15 protein-coding genes and 1 tRNA gene are annotated in these 22,834 nt (G+C 70.2%); 11 read left to right on the forward strand and 5 right to left on the reverse strand.

The window, feature by feature from the left end; genetic code table 11:
* The first annotated feature begins 14 nt into the window (after positions 1–14).
* Positions 15–89: transfer RNA gene (locus OG801_RS20940), tRNA-Leu, on the forward strand.
* A gap of 125 nt (positions 90–214) precedes the next feature.
* A complete protein-coding gene (locus OG801_RS20945) occupies positions 215–1,063 on the forward strand; it encodes a Bax inhibitor-1/YccA family protein (protein WP_406031077.1) in 849 nt (282 codons plus the stop codon).
* A 57-nt stretch (positions 1,064–1,120) separates the two neighbouring features.
* On the opposite strand, the gene OG801_RS20950 is transcribed toward OG801_RS20945, so the two are convergent.
* A complete protein-coding gene (locus OG801_RS20950; RefSeq protein WP_355018294.1) occupies positions 1,121–2,143 on the reverse strand; it encodes an SGNH/GDSL hydrolase family protein in 1,023 nt (340 codons plus the stop codon).
* An 87-nt stretch (positions 2,144–2,230) separates the two neighbouring features.
* Here OG801_RS20950 and OG801_RS20955 point away from each other — a divergent pair, with 87 nt between their 5' ends.
* Together OG801_RS20955 and OG801_RS20960 are read left to right on the forward strand one after the other, a co-directional pair.
* The gene (locus OG801_RS20955; RefSeq protein WP_355018293.1) at positions 2,231–3,631 is read left to right on the forward strand and encodes a cystathionine beta-synthase; all 1,401 of its coding nucleotides are present in this window, start codon (positions 2,231–2,233) and stop codon (positions 3,629–3,631) included.
* Positions 3,632–3,689: 58 nt separating this feature from the next.
* Positions 3,690–4,073 carry a hypothetical protein gene (locus tag OG801_RS20960; protein WP_406031079.1) on the forward strand — a complete coding sequence of 128 codons (384 nt, stop codon included), beginning with the start codon at positions 3,690–3,692 and terminating at the stop codon, positions 4,071–4,073.
* On the opposite strand, the gene OG801_RS20965 is transcribed toward OG801_RS20960, so the two are convergent.
* Together OG801_RS20965 and OG801_RS20970 are read right to left on the reverse strand one after the other, a co-directional pair.
* Positions 4,034–6,598, reverse strand: a complete 2,565-nt coding sequence (locus OG801_RS20965; RefSeq protein WP_406031081.1) for a LuxR C-terminal-related transcriptional regulator — start codon at positions 6,596–6,598, stop codon at positions 4,034–4,036. The genes OG801_RS20960 and OG801_RS20965 overlap by 40 nt on opposite strands.
* 371 nt (positions 6,599–6,969) lie before the next feature.
* On the reverse strand, positions 6,970–7,428 hold the full coding sequence (locus tag OG801_RS20970; RefSeq protein WP_406031083.1) for a hypothetical protein: 459 nt from the start codon (positions 7,426–7,428) through the stop codon (positions 6,970–6,972).
* A 232-nt stretch (positions 7,429–7,660) separates the two neighbouring features.
* Here OG801_RS20970 and OG801_RS20975 point away from each other — a divergent pair, with 232 nt between their 5' ends.
* From OG801_RS20975 to OG801_RS20990, 4 genes are read left to right on the forward strand one after another with little or no spacing between them, the layout of a single operon-like run.
* A complete protein-coding gene (locus OG801_RS20975) occupies positions 7,661–9,130 on the forward strand; it encodes a cytochrome ubiquinol oxidase subunit I (RefSeq protein WP_355018291.1) in 1,470 nt (489 codons plus the stop codon).
* 10 nt (positions 9,131–9,140) lie between these two features.
* Positions 9,141–10,142: a cytochrome d ubiquinol oxidase subunit II gene (cydB, locus tag OG801_RS20980; RefSeq protein ID WP_355018290.1), complete on the forward strand. Its 1,002-nt coding sequence runs from the start codon at positions 9,141–9,143 to the stop codon at positions 10,140–10,142.
* 1 nt (position 10,143) lies between these two features.
* On the forward strand, positions 10,144–13,515 hold the full coding sequence (gene cydD / locus OG801_RS20985; protein ID WP_406031086.1) for a thiol reductant ABC exporter subunit CydD: 3,372 nt from the start codon (positions 10,144–10,146) through the stop codon (positions 13,513–13,515).
* Positions 13,509–14,171: a response regulator transcription factor gene (locus OG801_RS20990; protein WP_350662111.1), complete on the forward strand. Its 663-nt coding sequence runs from the start codon at positions 13,509–13,511 to the stop codon at positions 14,169–14,171. Before cydD ends, OG801_RS20990 begins: the two co-directional genes overlap by 7 nt.
* A gap of 3 nt (positions 14,172–14,174) precedes the next feature.
* Here OG801_RS20990 and OG801_RS20995 read toward each other — a convergent pair whose 3' ends face one another.
* Together OG801_RS20995 and OG801_RS21000 are read right to left on the reverse strand one after the other, a co-directional pair.
* Complete coding sequence (locus OG801_RS20995) at positions 14,175–15,812, reverse strand: GAF domain-containing sensor histidine kinase (protein WP_406031087.1); 1,638 nt, start codon at positions 15,810–15,812, stop codon at positions 14,175–14,177.
* A gap of 96 nt (positions 15,813–15,908) precedes the next feature.
* Positions 15,909–16,334, reverse strand: a complete 426-nt coding sequence (locus OG801_RS21000) for a YchJ family protein (protein ID WP_406031089.1) — start codon at positions 16,332–16,334, stop codon at positions 15,909–15,911.
* 114 nt (positions 16,335–16,448) lie between these two features.
* On the opposite strand from OG801_RS21000, the gene OG801_RS21005 reads away from it, so the two are divergent.
* The 3 genes from OG801_RS21005 (at position 16,449) to OG801_RS21015 (ending at position 22,828) form a co-directional block, all read left to right on the forward strand.
* Entirely contained in the window at positions 16,449–19,301 is a 2,853-nt protein-coding gene (locus OG801_RS21005) for a BTAD domain-containing putative transcriptional regulator (protein WP_406031091.1), read from the forward strand.
* The gene (locus tag OG801_RS21010) at positions 19,298–20,701 is read left to right on the forward strand and encodes a magnesium chelatase (protein WP_355018285.1); all 1,404 of its coding nucleotides are present in this window, start codon (positions 19,298–19,300) and stop codon (positions 20,699–20,701) included. Before OG801_RS21005 ends, OG801_RS21010 begins: the two co-directional genes overlap by 4 nt.
* A 111-nt stretch (positions 20,702–20,812) precedes the next feature.
* The gene (locus tag OG801_RS21015) at positions 20,813–22,828 is read left to right on the forward strand and encodes a hypothetical protein (RefSeq protein ID WP_406031093.1); all 2,016 of its coding nucleotides are present in this window, start codon (positions 20,813–20,815) and stop codon (positions 22,826–22,828) included.
* Positions 22,829–22,834: the final 6 nt, after the last annotated feature.

The following is a 22,834-nucleotide window of genomic DNA, read 5'->3' on the forward strand; positions in this document are numbered from 1 at the left end:
AATCTCTTCCGCGCGCCCCGGTATCCCAATCGGTCAGAGGAAGGCGTCTTAAAAACGCTTCAGTGTGGGTTCGAGTCCCACCCGGGGCACTCTGCGATCGCCGGAACATCAGGGTTGTCCCGGACGTTGAGTGAGACACAGGGCCGGTACGCTGGCCACAGGAGCCGCCACCGTGGCGGCGACTTTCCAGTCGCTTTCGAGGAGTGACCCCCAGATGCAGAGCAACAACCCGGTGTTCCGTAGGGCAGAGGGCTTCGGGCAGCCGTCGCAGAACGCCTACGGCAACGCGACCTACGGTGGCAACGGGGCTTCGTACGCCGGCTACGGGCAGGACCCGAGCCAGTGGTCGACCGGCGGCCCCGAGGCTCCCACCACGGGCGCCCCCATGACGATCGACTCGGTGGTGCAGAAGGGTGCGATCACGCTCGGCGTGGTCTTCCTGGCCGCCATCGCGACGTGGATCATGACCCCCGACATCAGCTCCGACGCCAACCTCGCGCCGCTCTACCTGGCCGCGACCCTCGGTGCTGGCGCGGCGTTCATCCTGTCGCTGGTCAACTCGTTCAAGCGCGTGGTCAGCCCGGCGCTGGTCCTGGCATTCGCCCTCGCCGAGGGCATCGCCCTGGGTGCGCTCAGCAAGACCTTCGACGCTCTGTTCGGGGGCGGCATCGTCGTCCAGGCCGTGATCGGCACCTTCGCCGCGTTCGCGGGCACCCTGGCTGCGTACAAGTTCTTCAACATCAAGGTCGGCAACAAGTTCCGCACCTTCGTGATCGCCGCCATGTTCGGCATGGTGGGCCTGAGCCTGATGGAGCTCGTGCTCGGCATGTTCGGTGCCAGCTTCGGCCTCTTCGGCTTCGGCACGCTCGGCATGATCACCGCCATCGCCGGCCTTGCGCTCGGTGTGTTCATGCTGATCCTCGACTTCGACCAGATCGAGTACGGCATCCGTGCCCAGCTCCCTGAGCGTGAGTCGTGGCGCGCCGTCTTCGGCCTGACCGTCAGCCTCGTCTGGATCTACACCAACCTGCTCCGCCTGCTGGCGATCTTCCAGCAGGATTGATCAGTCGCATCAACAGGACCGCCCCGCTCCCTTCGGAGCGGGGCGGTTCTGTCGTTGTCAGCGCTGGGAGTGGTGGGGCTCGGCGACCGGGGGAGTCTCGTCGGGGCGCTCGCCCCGGCGAGGCTCGCGGTGCTCGTTCTCGAAGGAACGGGCACGGGCCCAGTTGCGGCCGACGCGGCCACGGGGGCGCGGAGCCGGGTCGATCTCGGTTCCTGGCCGGATGACGGCGCGGAGGGAGGCTGCCGCCAGCGGCATCACCTGCTTGCCGTTGTAGGTCTCCAGGATGGCGTTCTCGTCGCCGACGAGGCCGAGCACAGAGAGCGTGGGCGGCACCAGCACCTCGCCGAGGGCGTGGTAGCCGGCGGCGGAGGGGTGGAACTGGTCGGCGCCGAACCAGAACGCCGGGGTGGCTTTGAAGGCCGGCCCGAGGACGTCACCCAGCGACACGGTGTGACCACCGGCGCGGATGACGTGGAAGATCTGGCCGGCGGCGATACGGATCGACCAGGCCCGCATGATCGAGCGCAGCGGCGGCAGGATCGGGGTGGCGGTGCTGAGGTCGGGGACGGTGCCGACGAGCACCGTCACTCCGGCCTCCTGGAGCCGGATGACGGCCTGGGCGAGGTGGCTCACCGCGACCCGCGGGCGCACCCGGCGGATCACGTCGTTCGAGCCGACCAGGATGACCGCGATGTCGGCGTCGGCGGCGATCGCCTTCTCGACCTGCGGGTGCAGGTCGGAGGACTTGGCGCCGATCTCGGAGAGGTCGTGCAGGCGCACCGGCCGGCGTGCCTTCTCGGAGACGCCGGAGGCGAGGACGGCGCCAGGCGTGTCCTCGACCTCGGTCATTCCGTAGCCTGCGGCACTCGAGTCGCCGAGCAGCGCGATGCTGATCGGTCGGCCCGGATGCCGCGCTCCGTACCACCCGGTCGGGGAGGGTGCCACCGGCATCTTGACCTGATGCGTCGCTTTGACGGCAAGCGCCGCTTCCGCGACGAGGACCCCGGCGAACGCGGCCGTCGCGGCCAGAACACCCCCGCCGGCGTACGCGGTCTTGCGTGCCAGACTCTTCTTCGCCACGGGGACCACTCTAAAGTCTTCGGCCCACTACCGGGCACTCAGTATCGGGATATAGGGGATCTCACCTAGTGGACATACGCTGGGGCCATGGAGTACGTCGACTCGCTACTGGACCTCATTGGCAACACTCCGCTCGTGCGGCTGGAGCGTGCATTGGACGGTGCTGGGGCCGCAGCACCCGGCGAGGGACCCCTGGTTCTGGCCAAGGTGGAGTACCTCAACCCGGGCGGTTCGGTGAAGGACCGCATCGCCACCCGGATGATCGAGGCGGCCGAGGCGTCCGGTGAGCTGAAACCCGGCGGGACGATCGTGGAGCCCACCTCCGGCAACACCGGTGTCGGCCTGGCGATGGTCGCCCAGCAGAAGGGCTACAAGTGCATCTTCGTCTGCCCCGACAAGGTCAGCGAGGACAAGCGCAACGTGCTGAAGGCCTACGGCGCCGAGGTCGTCGTCGCGCCCACGGCAGTGCCGCCGGAGCACCCCGACTCCTACTACAACGTCAGTGACCGGCTCGCCTCGCAGCCCGGGGCCTGGAAGCCGAACCAGTACGCCAACCCGAACAACCCGCGCTCCCACTACGAGGAGACCGGCCCTGAGATCTGGCGCCAGACCGAGGGGAAGATCACCCACTTCGTCGCCGGTGTCGGCACCGGCGGCACGATCTCCGGGATCGGCCGCTACCTCAAGGAGCAGAACCCTCACGTCCAGGTGATCGGCGCCGACCCCGCCGGGAGCGTCTACTCCGGCGGCAGCGGGCGGCCCTATCTGGTCGAGGGTGTCGGTGAGGACTTCTGGCCGGAGACGTACGACCGCGATGTCGCCGACCGCATCATCGAGGTCTCCGACGCCGACTCCTTCGCCTACACCCGCAGGCTCGCCCGCGAGGAGCAGATGCTCGTCGGCGGCAGCGCCGGCATGGCTGCGTACGCCGCCAAGCAGCTCGCCGCTGAGCTGGCCGGCACGCCGGAGGGCGAGAACGCCGTGATCGTCGTGCTGCTGCCCGACTCCGGGCGCGGCTACCTGACCAAGGTCTTCAACGACGAGTGGCTGGCGCAGTACGGCTTCGAGACCGGCGAGGCGGGCAAGCAGACCGTCGGCGACGTGCTGCGCGGCAAGTCCGGCCGGCTGCCCGACCTGGTCCACACCCACCCCGGCGAGACGATCGCCGAGGCGGTGCACATCCTGCAGGAGTACGGCGTCTCGCAGATGCCAGTCGTCCGCGCCGAGCCGCCGATCGTGGCCGCCGAGGTCGCGGGCTCGGTCTCGGAGCGGACCCTGCTCGAGGCGCTCTTCACCGGCAAGGCCAAGCTCACCGACTCCGTCGAGGAGCACATGTCCCCGCCGCTGCCCTCGATCGGCTCCGGCGCTGACGCCCACGACGCCGCCCACACCCTGGGCTCCTCCGACGCGCTGCTGGTGCACGAGGACGGCAAGCCCGTCGGTGTCCTCACCCGCCAGGACCTGCTCTTCTTCCTCACCAGCTCCTGAGTCCGCGGATACCCTCCCCCCTAGCGGGGGAGGGTCGCGTACGCCATGATTCGTGCTCATGATCGCGTACCCCCACACCCGCCGAAGCGGAGCCCGAGGTAGTCAGCATCGCCGATCGGCGATCGCCGCGGTAGCTCTGCTCACCGCCTTCTTGCTGACTGCATGTGGCGGTGGCGAGGGCAGCGGCGGCGGTGATCGGCCGAGCGTCGAGGACATCGAGGGACAGATCACCCAGAGCAGCCGCGACCAGGTGACCGAGGAGCAGGCAGGGTGCCTGGCGAAGACCTACTACGAGTCGGACCTCTCCGACGAGGCGGTACGCCTCCTGGTCGAGGCCGAGGACGTCTCCACGATCAGCCCGGAGGATCTCTCGGAGGCGGATCAGAAGGCCAGCAAGGAGCTCTACGAGCCGCTGGTGAAGTGCCTGTCGCCGGCTGAGTAGTCGCCGTTCGGCGCCGGCCGGAGCCAGGTGTCGGCCACCCGGGCGAGGTCCTCGCGACCCGAGACCCCGGTCTTGCGGCTGATGTTGTGGAGGTGGGTCTCGACGGTGCGGGTGCTCATCTCCAGGTCCGCTGCCAGCGAGGCGGTCGTGGGTCCCTCCGGGAGCAGTCGAAGCACCTCGCTCTCGCGTCCGGAGAGGCCGATGTGGGTTGCCGCGCGACGGAACATGCCGGCTCGGCTGCCGGAGATCTCGGAGCGCTCCCAGGCGGTGTCGAGAGTCTCGGCGGCGCCGGCCAGGTCGCCGGCCTCGCGCTGGAGGATGGCCAGCGAGATCGCGGCCCTGGTCACGAACACGAGGGCGCCGGCGTCGGCGAGCTTCACGATCGCCTCGCGGAGGCCGTCGACATCGCCGGCGGCCGTGGTCGCGGCGTACGCTCCCATGCCCTGCAGCAGCGGGCTCTCGGTGCCTGTCGCGAGGCTGGCGGCCCGGGTGATGTGCTTGTTCTCGTTGGCACCGCGCTCGACCGCCTCGACGGCGAGGAAGATGCCGCCGGTGATGTAGCCGGCGTCCAGCCGCTGGCCGACGAGCTCGCACAGCTCCTTCAGGCTCGGCATCCGGCCGCTGGCCGGCGCCATGATGCTGGCCACCATCCCGGGCCACGGGCCGAAGGCGACCTTCGCGCCGCCGATCTGGGAGGCGAGGCTGCGGGCGTACTCCGGGCGGCCCTGCGCCATCGCGATCTCGGCGCCGAGGGTCAGGATGCCGGTGTGGGCGACGTCGCGGTAGGCCGCGACGCTCGAGGAGGAGAGGCTCTGGAAGGCCGCCTGGCTCGCCTCGGTCAGCCGGCCGGCGATGCTCAGACCGAGCACGCACAGGTAGGCGTGGGCCTGGATGAGCATGGCGCTCGAGCTCTGGTAGGCCGCCTCGAGCTGCTCGCGGGCGAAATCGATGCCGCGTTCCAGGTCGCCGCCGAGCATGTCGGCGAGCCCGATGAGGAAGGCGTGCAGACCGGCGGGCAGCGGGTTCTCCGGACGCTGGCTCTCCAGCAGGTTGCGCGCCTGCTCGACCATCCCGGCGGCGAGGAGGCGTTCGGCGGCGACGACTCCGAGCATCTCGGGGCCGACCGTGTCGCGCGGGTCTGGCTCGACCGTGGGCACCTCGGGGACGTACTCCGTCTGGAACTGCAGGTGGGCGCGGGAGGCCTCGAGGGTCGCGGCGAAGGTGGGCAGCCGCTTCAGCCCGTCGTCGAGCACGGCCTTGGCGGCGTTCAGGTCGCCCAGCTCCACCGCCTTCCAGGTGGCGAACCAGGCCAGCATCCAGGCCGACTCCTGGGTGTCGGTCAACGGCGTACGCCGTTCGACCTCCTCGATCTGGTCGCTGGGCGCCGCCGTGTTGCGAAGCGCCACGAGCAGCGGCAGCGCCGTCTCGGGCGAGGGCATCTCGGTCCAGGAGCGGCGCGCGCGGGTGACCTCGTCGGCCATCTGGCGCAGCGAGCGCTGGTGGAGCAGGGCGGCGTCGGCGCCGCGGGGCCGGTGGGTGGCGTAGTCGAGGAGCGGTTGCTCGGCGGCCAGGTGGTTCCGCGCGATCACCAGCCCGAACGCCGAGCCCTCGGTGATCAGGTAGTCGCCGATGAGCGGCGGGTAGAGGCCCACGACGCCACTGCCCGGGCCGTCCTCGCTGTGCCGCGCCAGGCCGTGGGCGAAGAGCGCGTCGAGCACGTTGCGCTCGATCATCTTCTCGGCCTCGTCCAACGGCACCGGGCCCGTCACCGCGAGCGCGGTCGCGCCGTCCCAGGCGTCCTGATCGAGACCGGCGACCAGCGGCTCGACGGCAGAGGCGAGCTCAGGAGCCCAGCCCGTACGCCTCGGCAGCCGCCACAGTCCGTCGAGCTGCTCCAGCACCCCTGCCCGCGGCCCGACGGTGGCGATGGCCCGGACCAGACCGAGCAGGCCGCCGGTCGCCATCGCGATCCGGGCCAGGGAGCCGGCCTCCACCGGGCCGCCGAGGATCCCGCGGCACACCTCGTGCACCTCGTCGACCTCGAGCGCGGGGGAGCGCACCTGGACCGACGGGGCGATGCCGAGCATCAGCGTGTTCTCGGCGACGGGGTGCTGGTGGCGGCTGCTGGTCACGGCCAGGAGACGTCGCTGGCGGTGGATGTTGCGCAGGGCGCCGACCGAGTAGGTGTCGAGCGCGTCGGCGTCGTCGATCACCAGCACGGTGCCGTTGCCGAGTTGCTTGCTCAGCGCCGTGGTCATCTCACCGATGGTGCGACGGGGGCCGGTGGGCGTCGCGCTGCCGATGCCGGCGGCGGTCAGCGCGGCGAACGGCTCGTTCTGCCAGGCGCGGTGGCCGCTGATCTGCAGCACGGACCGGCCCTCGTCCTCGAACCGGTTGGCGACCAGGGAGCAGAGCTCGCTGCGCCCGGATCCGCGGGGCCCCACCAGATGGACGCTCAGGCCCGCGCCGACGTAGTCGATGACCTCGTCGACCACCCGCGCGAGGACACCTTCGCGATCCGACATGCTCACCCCCCACCTCAAGGTACATCCAAATGCATACCCGATTTTCTGTGGAGGCGCTGTATCGCCCGCGTATTAGGTCTACTGATACGCAGGTTACCTGTTTACAGTACGTAAACAGTCCGTCCGCGACCGCAACGTCTGGGCGCAGATGATGAGATAGTGATCTCACGGGCTGAGGTTCTCCTCGGCCTGAACACTGAGTGACACCAGGTTGCCGCATCAGCTCCCCCATCTGTATGCGGCCCTGGTGGCACGAAGACCTGAGAGCCCGGCCGTCCCGGACTCGAGGTCGCGATCATCCCCCCGCGGTCGTGACCTCGAGCCCAGGGCGGCCGGGTTTCTTTGTTCCCGAGTCGATCAGCTAGCGACGGTCAGAACTCGAGCCCGGCGAGCTCACAGGCAAGAGTCACCGACTGCGCCACCACGAGCCCTTGGTTGACATCGCTCCGAATTTGGGCAAGCAGCGTTCGCGCCTCAAACACGTAGGCGACCTCGGAAACTTCATCGACCACGACGTCGTTGAGTCCGCTAGTCCAGGCGTCGCACGCCGGCCCCGATGCTTCCTTGGTCGCGTCCCATATCTCATCGATGACGTCCGAGCGCGAGATGAGCTGCTTGGCGACGGTGTCGTCGACCGTGTTGCGACCGCCATTTGCTGCGCGCAGCTGCGTCGCCAACGAGTCGACGTCGTCGCCAGAACCCGACAGCTTCAGTGCGATCTCATCGACGGTCTGGCTCCCAGCCCGCGTGGTGCTCGCGCTGCCGCATGCACCCAGCGCGAAGACGACAACGAGCACCACCGATACCCCCCGCAGTGAACGCCATGTCATGTCACCACCTGCCCCCTCGCCTCAGCGTGCTTCGCCGCGCGAGGTGCGCGATCCCGTGACACCGTAGAGACCTGATTTTGGTGGTTCTTCTTGGGCGGGCATCCTGCTCGTCGCTCGGGCCGCGCAGGAATCGGGCCAGGATGACAGCCCCAGGTGCGGTGGCTCACAAGAAACGTACCCCCTCGGGAGGGGGTGCTGAGGTTCATGTGGCGGCAGTGACATAGTGATCGACGTGGACAGCGTCCTGGAGTTAGCCAGGTGGCAGTTCGGCATCGTGACCGTCTACCACTTCCTGTTCGTCCCGCTCACGGTGGGACTCACCATGCTCGTCGCCGTGCTGGAGACGATCTGGCTGCGTACGAAGAACCCTGAGTGGCTTCGGCTGACCAAGTTCTTCGCGAAGCTCTTCCTGATCAACTTCGCGCTCGGTGTCGTCACCGGGATCGTGCAGGAGTTCCAGTTCGGGATGACCTGGTCGGACTACTCCCGCTTCGTCGGGGACGTCTTCGGGGCTCCGCTGGCGATCGAGGCGCTGCTCGCCTTCTTCCTGGAGTCGACCTTCCTCGGCCTGTGGATCTTCGGCTGGGACAAGCTGCCGCGGGCGCTGCACAACGCGTGCATGTGGATCGTCCACCTCGGAACCCTGGCGTCGTCGTGGTTCATCCTGGCGGCCAACTCCTGGATGCAGCACCCGGTCGGCTACAAGTTCAACGAGATCACCGGCCGCGCCGAGCTCACCGACTTCTGGGCGGTGATGTTCAACAAGGTGCAGCTGGGCACGTTCCCGCACGTCATCCTCGCGGCGTACCTGACCTCGGCCGCCTTCATGCTTGGCATCCTGGGCTGGCTCTACCTGCGCCGGCCCGGCGAGAACAACGCAGACCGTCCGATGCACCGGCGCGGGATGGTGCTGGCGGCCTGGATCATGGTCTTCTCCGGCATCGGTGTGGCGGTCTCGGGTGACATCCAGGGCAAGATCATGACCGAGGTGCAGCCGATGAAGATGGCGGCCGCGGAGGCGCTGTGGGAGACCTCCGACTCGTGCGCGCCGTTCTCCATTCTGACCATCGGCACCCGCGACGGGAAGCACGAGAAGTGGGCGCTCGAGGTGCCCTGCGTGCTCTCCTTCCTCGGCACCGGCACCTTCGACGGCAAGGTCGAGGGCATCTACGACCTGCAGGAGAAGTATCGGGAGACGTACGGTTCGACGCCGGGCGCGACCTACTACTCACCCGGCGACTACACCCCGAACATCCCGGTCACCTACTGGACCTTCCGCTGGATGATGGGTCTGGGCGTCGTCGGCAGCCTCATCGGGCTGGCGGTGCTCTGGTTCACCCGCCGAGGACGTACGCCGACAGGGCTGGTCGGGCGCTTCCTGCCCGCGCTGGCGATCTCGGCGCCGGTGATGGTGCTGCTGGGCAACTCGATGGGCTGGATCTTCACCGAGATGGGGCGTCAGCCGTGGGTGGTCTTCGGGGTCCTGACCACGCCCAACGGCGTCTCGCCGGGCGTCGAGCCATGGGAGGTGTGGATGTCGCTGATCGGGTTCACGCTGCTCTACGCCGTGCTCGCGGTCGTCGAGGTCGGGCTGCTCATCAAGTATGTGAAGAAGGCTCCGGACCCGTTCGTCGAGCCACCCGACCCCTCCCTGCGCGGCTCCGACTCGGATGCCGACGAGCCGATGAACTTCGCGTACTGAGGAGCAACTGATGGAACTCACGACTATCTGGTTCTGCCTCATCGCCGTGCTGTGGATCGGCTACTTCGTCCTGGAGGGCTTCGACTTCGGCGTCGGGATGCTGCTCCCGGTGCTGGCCCGTGACGACCGCGAGCGGCGCGTCATGATCAACACGATCGGCCCGGTCTGGGACGGCAACGAGGTCTGGCTGCTGACCGCGGGCGGGGCGACGTTCGCGGCGTTCCCGGAGTGGTACGCCACCTTGTTCTCCGGCTTCTACGTGCCGCTGTTCCTCATCCTGATCGCGCTGATCGTGCGTGGCGTCGCCTTCGAGTACCGCCACCAGCGGCCTTCGGTCACCTGGGCCGGCTGGTGGGACCGCGCGGTGATCTTCGGGTCCTACGTCCCCGCGTTCCTGTGGGGTGTGGCCTTCGCCAACATCGTGCGCGGGGTGCCGATCGACGCCGACTTCGAGTTCACCGGGACGGTGCTGACGCTGCTGAACCCGTACGGCCTCCTCGGCGGACTCGTCACGCTGTCGCTCTTCGTGACCCACGGTGCGCTGTTCATCGCCCTCAAGACCGACGGCGAGATCCGCGGCCGGGCTCGTGCGCTGGCGCTCCGCGTCGGGGTCGTTGCTGCCGTCCTCGCCGTCGTGTTCCTGGTCTGGACCCAGGTGCTGACCGGCAACCTCGGCACCGCCGTGATCTTCGTCGTGGCGGCGCTCGCGCTCGTGGGCGGGCTGGCGGCTGCGTACGTCGGTCGTGAGGGGTTCGCCTTCGCGGGCACCTTCCTCGCCATCGGGCTGGCCGTGGCCGGGCTCTTCGTGGGGCTCTTCCCCGACGTGATGCCCTCGAGCACCGACGTCGCCAACTCGCTGACGACGACCAACGCCGCGGCGACGCCCTACACGCTGAAGCTGATGACCATCGTGGCGGCGGTGTTCACGCCGATCGTGGTGGGCTACCAGGCCTGGACGTACTGGATCTTCCGCAAGCGGATCTCGATCCATCACATCCCCGCCGCTCATTGAGATGCGCCCGAACGACCCGCGACTGCGTGCCCAGCTGTCGGTAGCCCGGCGGCCGCTGGCCGTCGTGGTGGCGGCCGGGGTGCTGGGGGCGGTGCTGCTGATCGCCCAGACGTACGCCGTCACCGGGCTGCTCATCTCCGCGATCCGCGACACGGGGTCGGTGAGCGGCTGGGCCCTGGCGGTCGTGGCCGTCTTCGCCGGACGCGCCGTCTTCGGAGTGGTCTCCGACGTGGCCGGTGCCCGGGCCGCCGGTGTCGTCGGGGCGGACCTGCGGCGCCGGGTGGTCGGGGCGATCCTGCGGGGCCGGTCGGAGAGCTCGGGCTCGCTCTCGGCGTTGGCCACACGCGGGGTCTCGGCCGCCGAGCCGTATCTGACGCGCTATGTGCCGGCGCTGGTGCTGGCGTGCGTACTGCCCGTCATGGTGCTCGCGGTGATCGTCTGGACCGACCCGCTCAGCGGTCTCATCGTGGGGCTCACGCTGCCGCTGATCCCGATCTTCGGGGTGCTGGTCGGGCTGGCCACGCGTGATCAGGCGGCCAGCCAGTGGCGGGCGATGTCGGCCCTGGCCGGTCACTTCCTCGACGTGATGAAGGGCCTGCCCACGCTGGTCGCCTTCGGTCGCGCCACGGCCCAGTCGCGCGTCATCGCCACGATCACCGACCGCTACCGCCGCCGCACCCTCGAGACCCTGAAGATCGCGTTCGCCTCCTCGGCCGTGCTCGAGCTCGTCGCGACCATCTCGGTCGCCCTGGTGGCGGTGATCATCGGGGTCCGGCTCGCCGCCGGCTCGGTCGACCTGCAGACGGCTCTCGTGGTCCTGCTGCTCGCCCCCGAGGCCTACTGGCCGCTGCGCCGCGTCGGCACCGAGTTCCACGCGGCCGCCGAGGGCACTGCGACTCTCGAGGCCACCGCGGACTTCTCCTCGCGAGACGTCACCCGCGTCGGCCGAGACGTCACCGACTGCCATCTCGACCGACGAGAGCGACGCCTCGGCATGTCTCTCGGGGAAGTGGGGCTGACCTATCCGGGCCGCGAGCGGCCGGCGCTGGCGCCGGTCTCCGCGACGGTCCCTGGCCGGGGGATCACCGCGATCGTAGGGCCGAGCGGTTGCGGGAAGTCCACGCTGCTGGCGACGATGGCGGGCCTCCATGAGACGTACGCCGGCACGGTCGAGCTCGACGGACAGACGCCGGCCGCGGGTGACGAGTGGCGACGACGGTTCGCCTACCTGCCGCAGCGTCCGGTGTTCGTCAGCGGGACGATCGCCGACAACCTGCGGCTGGGGTCGCCGGAGGCGACCGAGAGCGACCTGTGGCGCGTACTCAAGCGGGTCGCCCTCGCCGACCGGATCGCCGACCTCCCCGGCGGTCTCGGCGCCGACCTGGCCGAGGACGGCCGCTCCCTCTCGGCGGGCGAGCGAGCCCGGCTGGCGCTGGCCCGCGTCGTACTCTCCGATCGTTCCTGGGTCCTCCTCGACGAGCCGACCGCCCACCTCGACCCCGACACCGAACGGATCATCGCCGAAACCGTCACCGACCTCGCTCGCGACCGCGCCGTCGTCCTCGTCGCCCACCGCGAGGCGCTCATCGACATCGCCGACCAGGTCATCACCCTCTCCGCCGGAACCCCGCCCGCCGAGGCGTCGCCCGCGTCGGCCGAGACGTCGCTCCCGTCGGTCGAGACGGCGACCGCTGACGCCTCGGCCGACGTACCTGACGGCTCGGTGCGGGTGGCGCTGTGGGGGTCGGCGGTGGTCGGTGGGCTGAGCTGGGCGTCGGGTGTGGCGCTGACAGCGCTGGCGGGGTGGCTGATCATCAAGGCCTCCTACCACCCGGTGATCCTGACGCTGGTGGCCGCGATGGTGGGGGTGCGTACGTTCGGGATCGCGCGGCCGGTGCTGCGCTACCTGGAGCGGTTGTGGTCGCACGACAGTGCGCTGCGGCTGCTGGCCAAGCGGCGGGTGGAGATCTACGACGCGCTGGTGCCGTTGGTGCCCGGTGCCCTCCCCGGCCGCCGGGGAGACGTGCTGGCCAGCGTCGTCGACGACGTCGACGCCGTGCTCGACGAGGAGCTGCGGGTGCGGCTGCCGATCCGGGAGTACGCCGTCGTGGCGGGCCTCGCGGTCCTGGCGACCGCGCTCATCGACCCGATCGCCGGGGCCTTCACCATGGTCACGGTGCTGGCGGCGGGAGCCGCCTTCGGGATCGCGTACGCAGGTGCAGCACGCGCCGAGAACATCTCGGTCACGGTGCGGGCGAGGGTGTCCGAGCAGGTGGTCGAGGCGACCCAGACGGCGACCGAGCGCAGGATGTGGCAGGCCGGCGAGCCGGTGCTGCAGACCCTCGACGACCTGGCCGGCGCAGCCACCAGGGCGACCACGACAGCGGCTTCGGCCTCCTCGCTGGCCAAGGCCATCGTGCTGGTCACCGCCGGCGCGGCGGTCGCCGCGACCGCCGCCTACGCCACCGTTGGCGACGGTCCGATGCTCGCTCTGCTCACCCTGGTCCCGCTGGCGCTGGCCGAGCCCGCAGCGACGCTCGCCGACGCCGGCGCCGCCAGGGCCCGCACCCGTGCCGCGCAGCGCCGTCTCGACGACCTCACCAGCCGTTCCCCGGCGGTCGAAACCCCGGAGCACCCCGAGCCGCCCAGCGACGACACCACGATCACGATCACCGGCGTCACCGCCCACCCCGGCGGCCAGACGATCGGCCAGAGCGTCGGCCAGAGTGTCGAGATCCCCGACCTGCACGTCGAGCCGGGCGCGCGGATCGGCATCGTCGGCCCGTCCGGCTCCGGCAAGAGCACCCTGGCCGCGCTGCTGCTGCGCTTCCTCGACCCCGACACCGGCACGATCACCCTGGGCGGAAGGTCGACCGGCGACATGGACCCGCAGGACGTACGGAAGATCGTGGGTCTCGTCGACGACGACCCGCACGTCTTCGCCTCCAGCCTCGTCGAGAACGTCCGCCTGGCCCGGCCCGGAGCCACGGACGAGGAGGTCGAGCAGGCGATCCGGCGCGCCCACCTCGGCGACTGGCTCGATGCCCTCCCTGCAGGGATGCAGACCAGGCTCGGCGACGGTGCCGCCGAGGTCTCCGGGGGCGAGCGGGCCAGGCTGGCGGTGGCGAGGTCGCTGCTGGCAGGGCACAAGGTCCTAGTTCTGGATGAACCTTTGGCTCATCTGGACACCGCGACCGCCGCGTCGCTGGCGCGTGAGGTGCTGGCGCGGGAGGATGGCTCGACAGCTGGCGCAGAGCCTGGTCCGCATGGCGGCACGAAAACCGTATTGTGGATGACTCACACATCGACCGGACTGGGGCTGACCGATACCGTGGTCTCCCTTCAACGAATGGGGGAAGTGAGACGGTGTTGACCGAGACAAGGACGATCCGGGTCTACCTGCTCGACGACCACGAGGTCGTGCGCCAAGGGTTGACGACACTGCTCGACAGTCATGACGACATCGCCGTCGTCGGCCAGGGCGGCACCACCGCCCAGGCACGCGAGGACATCGACCGTCTCCAGCCGGACGTGTGCGTGCTCGACGCCCGCCTGCCCGACGGCTCGGGGATCGAGGTGTGCCGTGAGGTCCGTGCGGCCTACCCGGAGATGCTCGCGCTCATCCTGACCTCCTATGACGACGACGAGGCGCTCTTCTCGGCGATCATGGCCGGGGCCAAGGGGTACGTCCTCAAGGACATCCGCGGCAACGACCTGGTCGAGGCGATCCGCACCGTCTCCGGTGGCGGCTCGCTGCTCGACCCGCTGATGACCGCGAAGGTCATGGAGAAGATGCGCAACCCCGATGGCGAGTCGCCGCAGATGCAGGCGCTCACGCCACAGGAGAAGCGCCTGCTCGCGCTCATCGGCGAGGGTCTGACCAACCGCGAGATCGCGGGGCGGATGTTCCTGGCCGAGAAGACGGTCAAGAACTACGTCTCCAGCATCCTGGCCAAGCTCGGTGTGCAGCGACGCACCCAGGCCGCGCTGATGGCCAAGGAGCTGCTCCACCCCCGCCGGGGTCAGTAGGAATCAGACCCCAGCGCCCAACGGCACCTGCCAGACGAGCTCGGTGCCGCTGGGTGAGCGCGGGCCGATCTCGAGCTGGCCACCGAGCTGGACCGCGCGACAGCGGGCGTTCTTCAGCCCGCTCTCCTCGGCCTCGTCGGGGACGCCGCCGCCGTCGTCGCGTACGACCAGCTTGATCTCGTCGTCCTGAAGGGTCAGCTCGATCTGGGCGCTGTGGGCCTGGGCGTGCCGGGCGAGGTTGGAGACCGCCTCGCGCAGCACCGGCAGCAGGTGGTTACGGACCGAGTCGGGCACCGCGGTGTCGACCGGCCCGGTGATCTTGATCTCCGGGGTGAAGTCCATGACGCCCGCGTACTCCCGGACGACCTCGCGCACCTGCGCGCGCAGCGAGGAGGCGTCGTGGTTGCTGAGGTCGAAGATGGAGCCGCGTACGTCCTTGATGGTCTGGTCCAAGGCGTCGACCTGCTCCGAGAGCCGCTTGGGCAGGTCCTCGACCCGCTGCGGGTTGCGGCCCAGGGTCTCGAGCTGGAGCCCGATCGCGAAGAGACGCTGGATGACCACGTCGTGCAGGTCGCGGGCGATCCGGTCACGGTCGGTGATGACGGCGAGGTCGGCCCTGTCCTCGACCGCGCGGAGGCGGTCCAGGGCGAGGGCCGCCTGACCGGCGAAGCCGAAGAAGAGCTCGCGCTCGTGTTCGTCGTGGGCGGCGCCGACGTTGTCGTAGATCGCCAGCAGCGCGCCGCGGCCGGCGAGCGAGGAGCGCACCGGAGCGACCACGACGTAGAGGCCGTCGACCTCGAGGTCGAGCGGCTCGACGATGCGACGGTCGATCAGGAGCGGGACCTTCTCGGTGACCGCCTGGACTTGTTCCTCGTGACCGGGCGCGGAAGCGACACCGGAGACGAGACCGTGCTCGATGCGGGTGCCGGCACCGACTCCGATCGCGCGCATCAGCGGCAGCGCGGTCTCGCACATCCGCTCGAGGGCGACCAGGTGGTCCAGGGGCGGGGTCAGGGCGCGGCTGAGCTCGGCGCTCGCCTCGAGCCACCTGCGGCGCTGCTCGCTGAGCTCGAGCTCGCGCACCTTGTCGATCTGGGCGCCGGCGGCGCGAGCGAGGGCGACGACGAGCTGCTCGTCGTGGCTGGTGAACTCGGCACCGCCGACCTTCTCGGACAGGAGCAGGTGGCCGAAGTCGCGGTTGTCGATGCGCAGCGGCACCTCGATGAACTTGCGCTTGCCGGGGTCGCCCGTACGCAGCGCGTGGTTGCCGCCGCCGTCAGGGGTGCGGGGTGTGACCAGCAGGAGAGGCTCGGGAGCGGTGATTCCCCTGGGCCGGGTCGTCGATGCCGGCTCGCCGTCGTCCTCGACGTCGAGCCGCGCCCGGCGGCCCCGGCTCTTGCCGACGACCTGCAGCGTCGGCTCCTGCTGGTGGCCGTAGGTGATCAGGTCCTGCAGGTCGCCGTCGGGGCTGAGAACGCCGAGGGCGCCGTAGCTCGCCCCGGTCAGCTCGCAGGCGGAGCGGGTGATCCTCTCCAGCATGGCGCTCAGGTCGAGCTCGCTCGACATCGCGATGACCGCGTCCAAGAGCGAGCGCGCCGATGGCTCCAGACCGGTCAGGTCCTCGGTCGCGTCAGTGGTCACTTGTCAGAGTCTGTCGTGCTGGACCCGGTCGCGTCCACATATCGGCAACAGTTTCTCCACTGTCTGCCTCAAACTCACGCGAATGCTTGCGTTTGGTCACTGACTCGCGATCTCGCCGTCGACGTAGAGCCACCGTCCGGCACGCACCTCGAACCGGCTGTGCTCGGCGAGCACCCCGTCGCCCGACGGTGCCTTGTAGGACGCCCGGAACGCCACCCAGCCGTGGGTGTCGTCATCGAGCCCGGAGCCCTCTATCTCCAGCCCCGTCCACGTCAGCCGTGAGTCGGGTGCGGCCACGCCCAGGTCGTCGGGGCGGGTCCCCGGATGCCAGGTGCGGAAGATGTAGTCCCAGTCCCCGAGGGCGTACGCCGCGTAGCGGCTGCGCATCAGCTCCTCCGGAGTCTCGGCCAGGGCACCGCCGCGGTGTAGCCGGTGGCAGCACATCGCATAGCGCCGCCCGCTGCCGCACGGGCACTCCTCGGTCAGGGGCGATCCGGTGGCGGTGCGGCCGAGGGGAGACATGCGCCCCATTGTGTACCGGAATGGGCTCATTCTCGTCGTAGGCCCGGAGCGCCCCGTCTATTGTGTGGGGGTGGCTCTCAGGCGCAAGCGGCTCGGGACGGCGGGGGTGCATCGGTGACGGATGTGAACATCTGTCTGCTGGGCCCCCTGATCGTCACGCGCGCAGGCGAGCCCGTGGAGGTCCCGGGGCGACGCCCGCGCACGTTGCTGTCGTTGCTGGCCCTGGAGGCCGGCACCCCGGTCTCCGCCGACCTGCTCGCCGACCGGATCTGGGGCGAGGAGCTCCCCGACAACCCGCGCGGCAGCCTGCACACCTACATCGGGCGGCTGCGTCGCGTGCTCGGCAAGGAGGTCGTACGCCGCGCCGCCGGCGGCTACATCCTCGACCTGCCGCGCTCCTCGGTGGACGCGCTCGCCTTCATCGACCTGCTCGACACGGCCGAGGGTCCGGAGGCCTACGACCGGCTCGAGGAGGCGATCGCGCTGTGGCGCGCCGAGCCGTTCGACGAGCCATCCGGGGACTCGCTGGCCGAGCGCACCCGGCCGTGGCTGGTAGACCGCTACCTGGCCGCGCTGGAGCATCGCGCCGAGCTCGACATCGCCGCCGGCCGGGCCGCGAAGGCGGTCGCCGACGTGCGTCGGGTCGTGGGCGACCATCCGCTTCGGGAGTCTCTGTGGGTGGTGCTCCTGGACGCGCTGGACGCGGCGGGGCGTACGGCCGAGGCGTTGGAGGCCTATGAGGAGGTCCGGGCGCGGCTGGCCGACGAGCTCGGCGCCGACCCCGGCGCGGAGCTGCGTTCCACCTTCACCAGGCTGCTGACCGGCTCCTCGCCGGCCCCGGAGATCGAGGCCTCCCATGGCCAGGCGACCGTGCCCGCGCAGCGCGTCTCGGAGGAGGACATGGTCCCGAGACAGCTCCCGGCCGACATCCCCAGCTTCTCCGGGCGTGAGGCCGAGCTCCGGCTGCTCGACGCGGTGACCATCTCCCACGACGCCGGCTGGCCGAGCGTGGTCGCCGTGCACGGCATCGGGGCGGTGGGCAAGACCGCGTTCGCGGTGCACTGGGCTCGCGCCCGGACCGAGCACTTCCCCGACGGTCAGCTCTTCATCGACCTGCGCGGATTCGGGCCGGGCGAGCCGCTCTCGCACGCCCAGGCACTCACGACCCTGCTGATCGGGCTCGGCGTCGACGCCGCCTCGGTGCCGACCGAGGTGGACGCGGCATCGGCCCTGCTGCGTACGACCCTCGCGCAGCGGCGCATGCTCCTGGTGCTCGACAACGCTCGCGACTCCACCCAGGTGCGACCCCTGCTGCCAGGTGGTGACTCGCTGGTGCTGGTGACCAGCCGGAGCCAGCTGCGTGGCCTGGCGACCAGGGAGGGTGCCCGCCGGCTCGCGCTGGACACGCTCGCACCGGCGGAGTCTGCGGCCTTCCTGAGGCAGCGCCTCATCGACCGGACGGCCGACGAGGCGGACATCCGCGCCCTGGCGGACAGGTGTGGACATCTCCCGCTGGCACTCGCCGTCGCGGCCGAGCGCTGCAGCCGCTACCCCGACCTCCCGCTGACCGACCTGGTCGCCGAGCTCGACGGCGAGACCAGCCGGCTGGCAGCGCTGGAGGCACCGCTCGACCCCATCTCCGACCTGCGTGCGGTCTTCTCCTGGTCCTACGACTCCCTCGACGAGGAGTCGCGGCGTGCCTTCCGCCTCCTCGGCCTCCGCCCGGGTCATGAGATCGGGATGCCCGCGATGGCGGCGCTCTTCGCCGTCGACATCGCTGCCTCCCGGCGCCTGGTCGACAAGCTGGTCGACGCCAACCTCGTCCGCGAGCACCGCCCCGGACGCTTCGTGCTCCACGACCTGATCCGCGACTACGCCCTGGAGATGGGCTCCGAGAAGGAGTCCGGCGAGGCGCTGCTGCGGCTGGTGAGCTGGTACACCCACTCCCTGGTCGCCGCGTCCGAGGCCGACGGCCGGTCGTTCCGGCTGATGAGCCTCGACCCCGTGGTCGACGGGGTGACGCCGCTGAGCTTCGCCACCTCGCCGCAGGCCCGCGCCTGGGGCGACCGGGAGTGGCTGACCATGGGCAGTGCCGTACGTCTCGCCGTTCGCGCGGGGCTGCTGGGTCCCGCCTACCAGTTGGTCAACAAGATGTTCAGCCTCTCGATGCGGCACCCACCCGCCGAGACCGTCCCCCTCCAGGAGCTCGGCCTCGACGCTGCCCTTCGTGCCGGTCAGCACGTCGACGCGGCCTACATCCGCAACCAGTTCGGGATCAGTCGGGCGCGGGTCGGCGACCTGGCGGGCGCGATCTCGGAGTTCCGCGGTGCTGCCGAGGTGTTCCGTGAGGCCGGGACCGCGGCCGGCCTGGAGATGGCGCTGTCCAACTGCGGCCAGGCGCTCAGCATGACCGGCTCCCTCGACGAGGCCGTCGCGGTCCTCGAGGAGGCGTACGCCGTCGCGGATGCGGCCGGGATGGACGACCGTGCCCGCGCCAGCCTGATCGGGTTGGCCGAGGTCTACGTCCGGATGGAGCGCTACGAGGACGCCGTGCGACTGGTCGAGGAGGAGATCGGCTACGCGTCGGTCGACGTCGACTCCTCCGCCTCGCCGCGGATGACCCTGGTCGATGCCCTGATCGGCCTGCGGCGCTACCCCGAGGCCGAGAGCCATCTGCGGCTGGAGCTGGCCCACCGCCTCGAGGAGCGCAACCGGTGGGGTGAGGCCAACGTCCTCGTACGCCGGGCCGTGATCGAGCGCGAGACCGAGCGTGTCGCGCAGGCCCGGGCGACGCTCAACGAGGTCGTAGCGATCCTGGACGAGGTGGGGGAGCTCGACCGCACCGCGCTGACCCGGGAGCGGGTCGACGAGCTCCTCGCCAGCGTCGGGTCCTCCGCATCCGCGGATCGGGACGTCGACGCCGAGGCCGCCCAGGGGTTGGGCGGCGGCGTAGCGTTGCGTCCGTGACTGCCGCACCCACGATCAGCACCCTCGGCCAGCTTCGCGCGAGTGGCCATGTGTTCAAGTCGCTCCGCGAGGAGATCCGCGACAACCTGCTGGCGAAGCTGGCAGCCGGAGAGGACCCCTGGCCCGGGCTGCACGGCTTGGAGGACACCGTCATCCCGCAGCTCGAACGTGCCCTGATCGCCGGGCACGACGTCGTCCTGCTGGGCGAGCGCGGTCAGGGAAAGACCAGGCTGCTGCGTACGTTGGTGGGGATGCTCGACGAGTGGACCCCGGTCATCGAGGGATCCGAGCTCGGCGAGCACCCCTACGAGCCCGTCAGCGTCGGGTCCCAGCGGTTGGCAGCGACCGCCGGTGAGGCGCTGCCGGTCGCGTGGAAGCACCGCTCCGAGCGCTACTCGGAGAAGCTGGCCACCCCGGACACCTCTGTGGCCGACCTGATCGGCGACGTCGACCCGATGAAGGTCGCCGAAGGGCGCTCGCTGGGCGACCCGGAGACGATCCACTTCGGCCTGATCCCGCGCTCCCACCGCGGCATCGTCGCGATCAACGAGCTGCCCGACCTCGCCGAGCGGATCCAGGTCGCGATGCTCAACGTGATGGAGGAGCGCGACATCCAGATCCGCGGCTACGTGCTGCGGCTGCCGCTCGACCTGCTCGTGGTCGCCTCCGCGAACCCGGAGGACTACACCAACCGCGGCCGGATCATCACGCCGCTGAAGGACCGTTTCGGCGCCGAGATCCGCACCCACTACCCGCGCGAGCTCGCCGCGGAGATGGCGGTCATCCGGCAGGAGGCCGCCCTGGTCGCCGACGTACCCGACCACCTCCTCGAGATCCTCGCCGTCTTCACCCGTCACCTGCGCAGCTCCTCCGCGGTCGACCAACGCTCCGGGGTCTCCGCCCGCTTCTCGATCGCGGGCGCCGAGACCGTCGCCGCCGCGGCCCTGCACCGCGCCACCGTCCAGGGTGAGGCCGACGCGGTCGCCCGCATCGTCGACCTGGAGACGGCCGTCGAGGTGCTCTCCGGCAAGATCGAGTTCGAGTCCGGTGAGGAGGGCCGCGAGTCCGAGATCCTCACCCACCTGCTGCGTACGGCCATCGCCGAGACCGTCCGCAAGTCCTTCCGCGGTCTCGACTTCGCGCTGCTCATCGACGCCATCGAGGACGGCCGCATGGTCACCACCGGCACCAAGGTCGCTGCCGCCGACTTCCTGGCCGGCCTCCCCGTCCTGGGCGAGTCCGACCTCTACGACCAGATCGGCGACCGCGTCTACGAGTCCACCGGCGGCCCCAAGAACGACGGCCAGCTCGCCAGCGCCATCGAGCTGGCCCTCGAGGGCCTGTTCCTAGCGAGAAAGATCGGCAAAGACACAGCCGACGGGGAAACGATCTATGGCTGAGCCGGAAGGCATCGGCAGGGGGTAACACGTCGTTCGTAGGACCACTCGCCCTATCAGAACGACCGGATAGACCTACGAACAGCGTGTTACATGCGTGAAGGAGCACCGACCATGAGCCGCTACAAGAAGTACGCCGGGGGTGACCCGCTCGCGCCACCGGTCGACATCGCCGAGGCGCTGGACGCGATCGGCGAGGACGTGATGTCGGGTTACTCGCCCGAGCGGGCGATGCGGGAGTTCCTGCGGCGCGGGGGACAGGACCAGCGCGGGCTCGACGACATCGCCCGGCAGGTCGCGGAGAGGCGCCGTGAGCTGCTGCAGCGGCACAACCTCGACGGCACGCTCGAGCAGGTGCGCGAGCTGCTGGACAAGGCGGTGCTGGAGGAGCGCAAGCAGCTGGCCCGCGACGTCACCATGGACGACGGCGACCGCGCGTTCCGGGAGATGCAGATCGACAACCTCTCGCCGAACACCGCCGCCGCGGTCAGCGAGCTCGCCTCCTACGACTGGACCTCACGCGAGGCCCGCGTGGCCTACGAGGAGATCAAGGACCTGCTCGGCCGCGAGCTCCTCGACCAGCGGTTCGCCGGGATGAAGCAGGCGCTCGAAGGGGCCACGGACGAGGACCGCGAGGCGATCGCGGAGATGCTGCGCGATCTCAACACGCTGCTCGACAAGCACAACCGAGGGGAGGACACCCCCGACGACTTCGACGAGTTCATGGCCAAGCACGGCCAGTACTTCCCCGAGAACCCGCAGAACATCGACGAGCTGCTCGACACTCTCGCGCAGCGTTCGGCGGCAGCGCAGCGGATGCTCAACTCGATGTCGGCCGAGCAGCGGCGCGAGCTGATGGAACTCTCCCAGCAGGCCTTCGGATCGCCCGCGCTGATGGAGCAGATGGCACAGCTCGACGCCAACCTGCAGGCGGCGCGGCCCGGCGAGGACTGGTACGGCTCCGAGGAGTTCGGCGGCGGCGAGGGCCTGGGCCTCGGTGACGGCACCGGCGTGCTGCAGGACGTCGCCGAGCTCGACCAGCTCTCCGAGCAGCTCCAGCAGTCCTACGCCGGCTCGCGGCTCGACGACATCGACCTCGACGCCCTCTCCCGTCAGCTGGGTGATGAGGCCGCGGTCGACGCGCGCACCCTGCAGGAGCTCGAGCAGGCACTGCGTGACTCCGGCCAGCTCGAGCGCGGCTCCGACGGCGACCTCCGGCTGACCCCGAAGGCGATGCGCCAGCTCGGCAAGGCCCTGCTCCGCGACGTCGCGCAGCGGCTCTCCGGACGGCAGGGCGAACGCGACCTGCAGCGCGCCGGAGCGGCGGGCGACCTCTCCGGCTCCTCGCGGCCCTGGGCCTTCGGCGACACCGAGCCCTGGGACGTACCTCGCACGATCACGAACGCCGTCATCCGGGAGGTCGGCGAGGGCCGACGCGGCCCCGGAGTGCGGCTGAGTGTCGACGACATCGAGGTGCAGGAGACAGAGGCCCGTACGCAGGCAGCGGTCGCGCTCCTGGTCGACACCAGTTTCTCGATGGCGATGGACGGCCGCTGGGTGCCGATGAAGCGCACCGCGCTGGCCCTGCACACGCTGATCAAGAGCCGTTTCCGCAACGACGACCTGCAGCTGATCTCGTTCGGTCGCTATGCCCAGACGATGGAGATCGAGAAGCTGACCGCGCTCGACGCGATCTGGGACAAGGGCACCAACCTGCACCACGCGCTGCTGCTCGCCAACCGGCACTTCCGCAAGCACCCCGGCGCCCAGCCGGTGCTCCTGATCGTGACCGACGGCGAGCCCACCGCCCATCTGGAGGCGGGCGGCGACGTCTGGTTCTCCTACCCGCCCCACCCGGTGACGATCGCCCGGTCCGTCGAGGAGCTGGAGAACTCGCGCCGCCTCGGCGCCCAGACGACCTTCTTCCGCCTCGGTGACGATCCCGGCCTGGCCCGCTTCATCGACTCCATGGCCCGTCGCGTCGAGGGCCGCGTCGTCGCGCCCGAGCTGGACGACCTCGGCGCGGCCGTGGTCGGGTCCTATCTCGGCGACCGGACGGCGCGGCGTACGTCTAACTCCTACGGCGGCTATCCCGATGCTTTCGGTGGCCGCGGCTGGTGGGCCGGCTGAACCGAG

This window comes from Nocardioides sp. NBC_00163 (assembly GCF_045206295.1).
In the GTDB taxonomy this organism is placed as follows: domain Bacteria; phylum Actinomycetota; class Actinomycetes; order Propionibacteriales; family Nocardioidaceae; genus Nocardioides.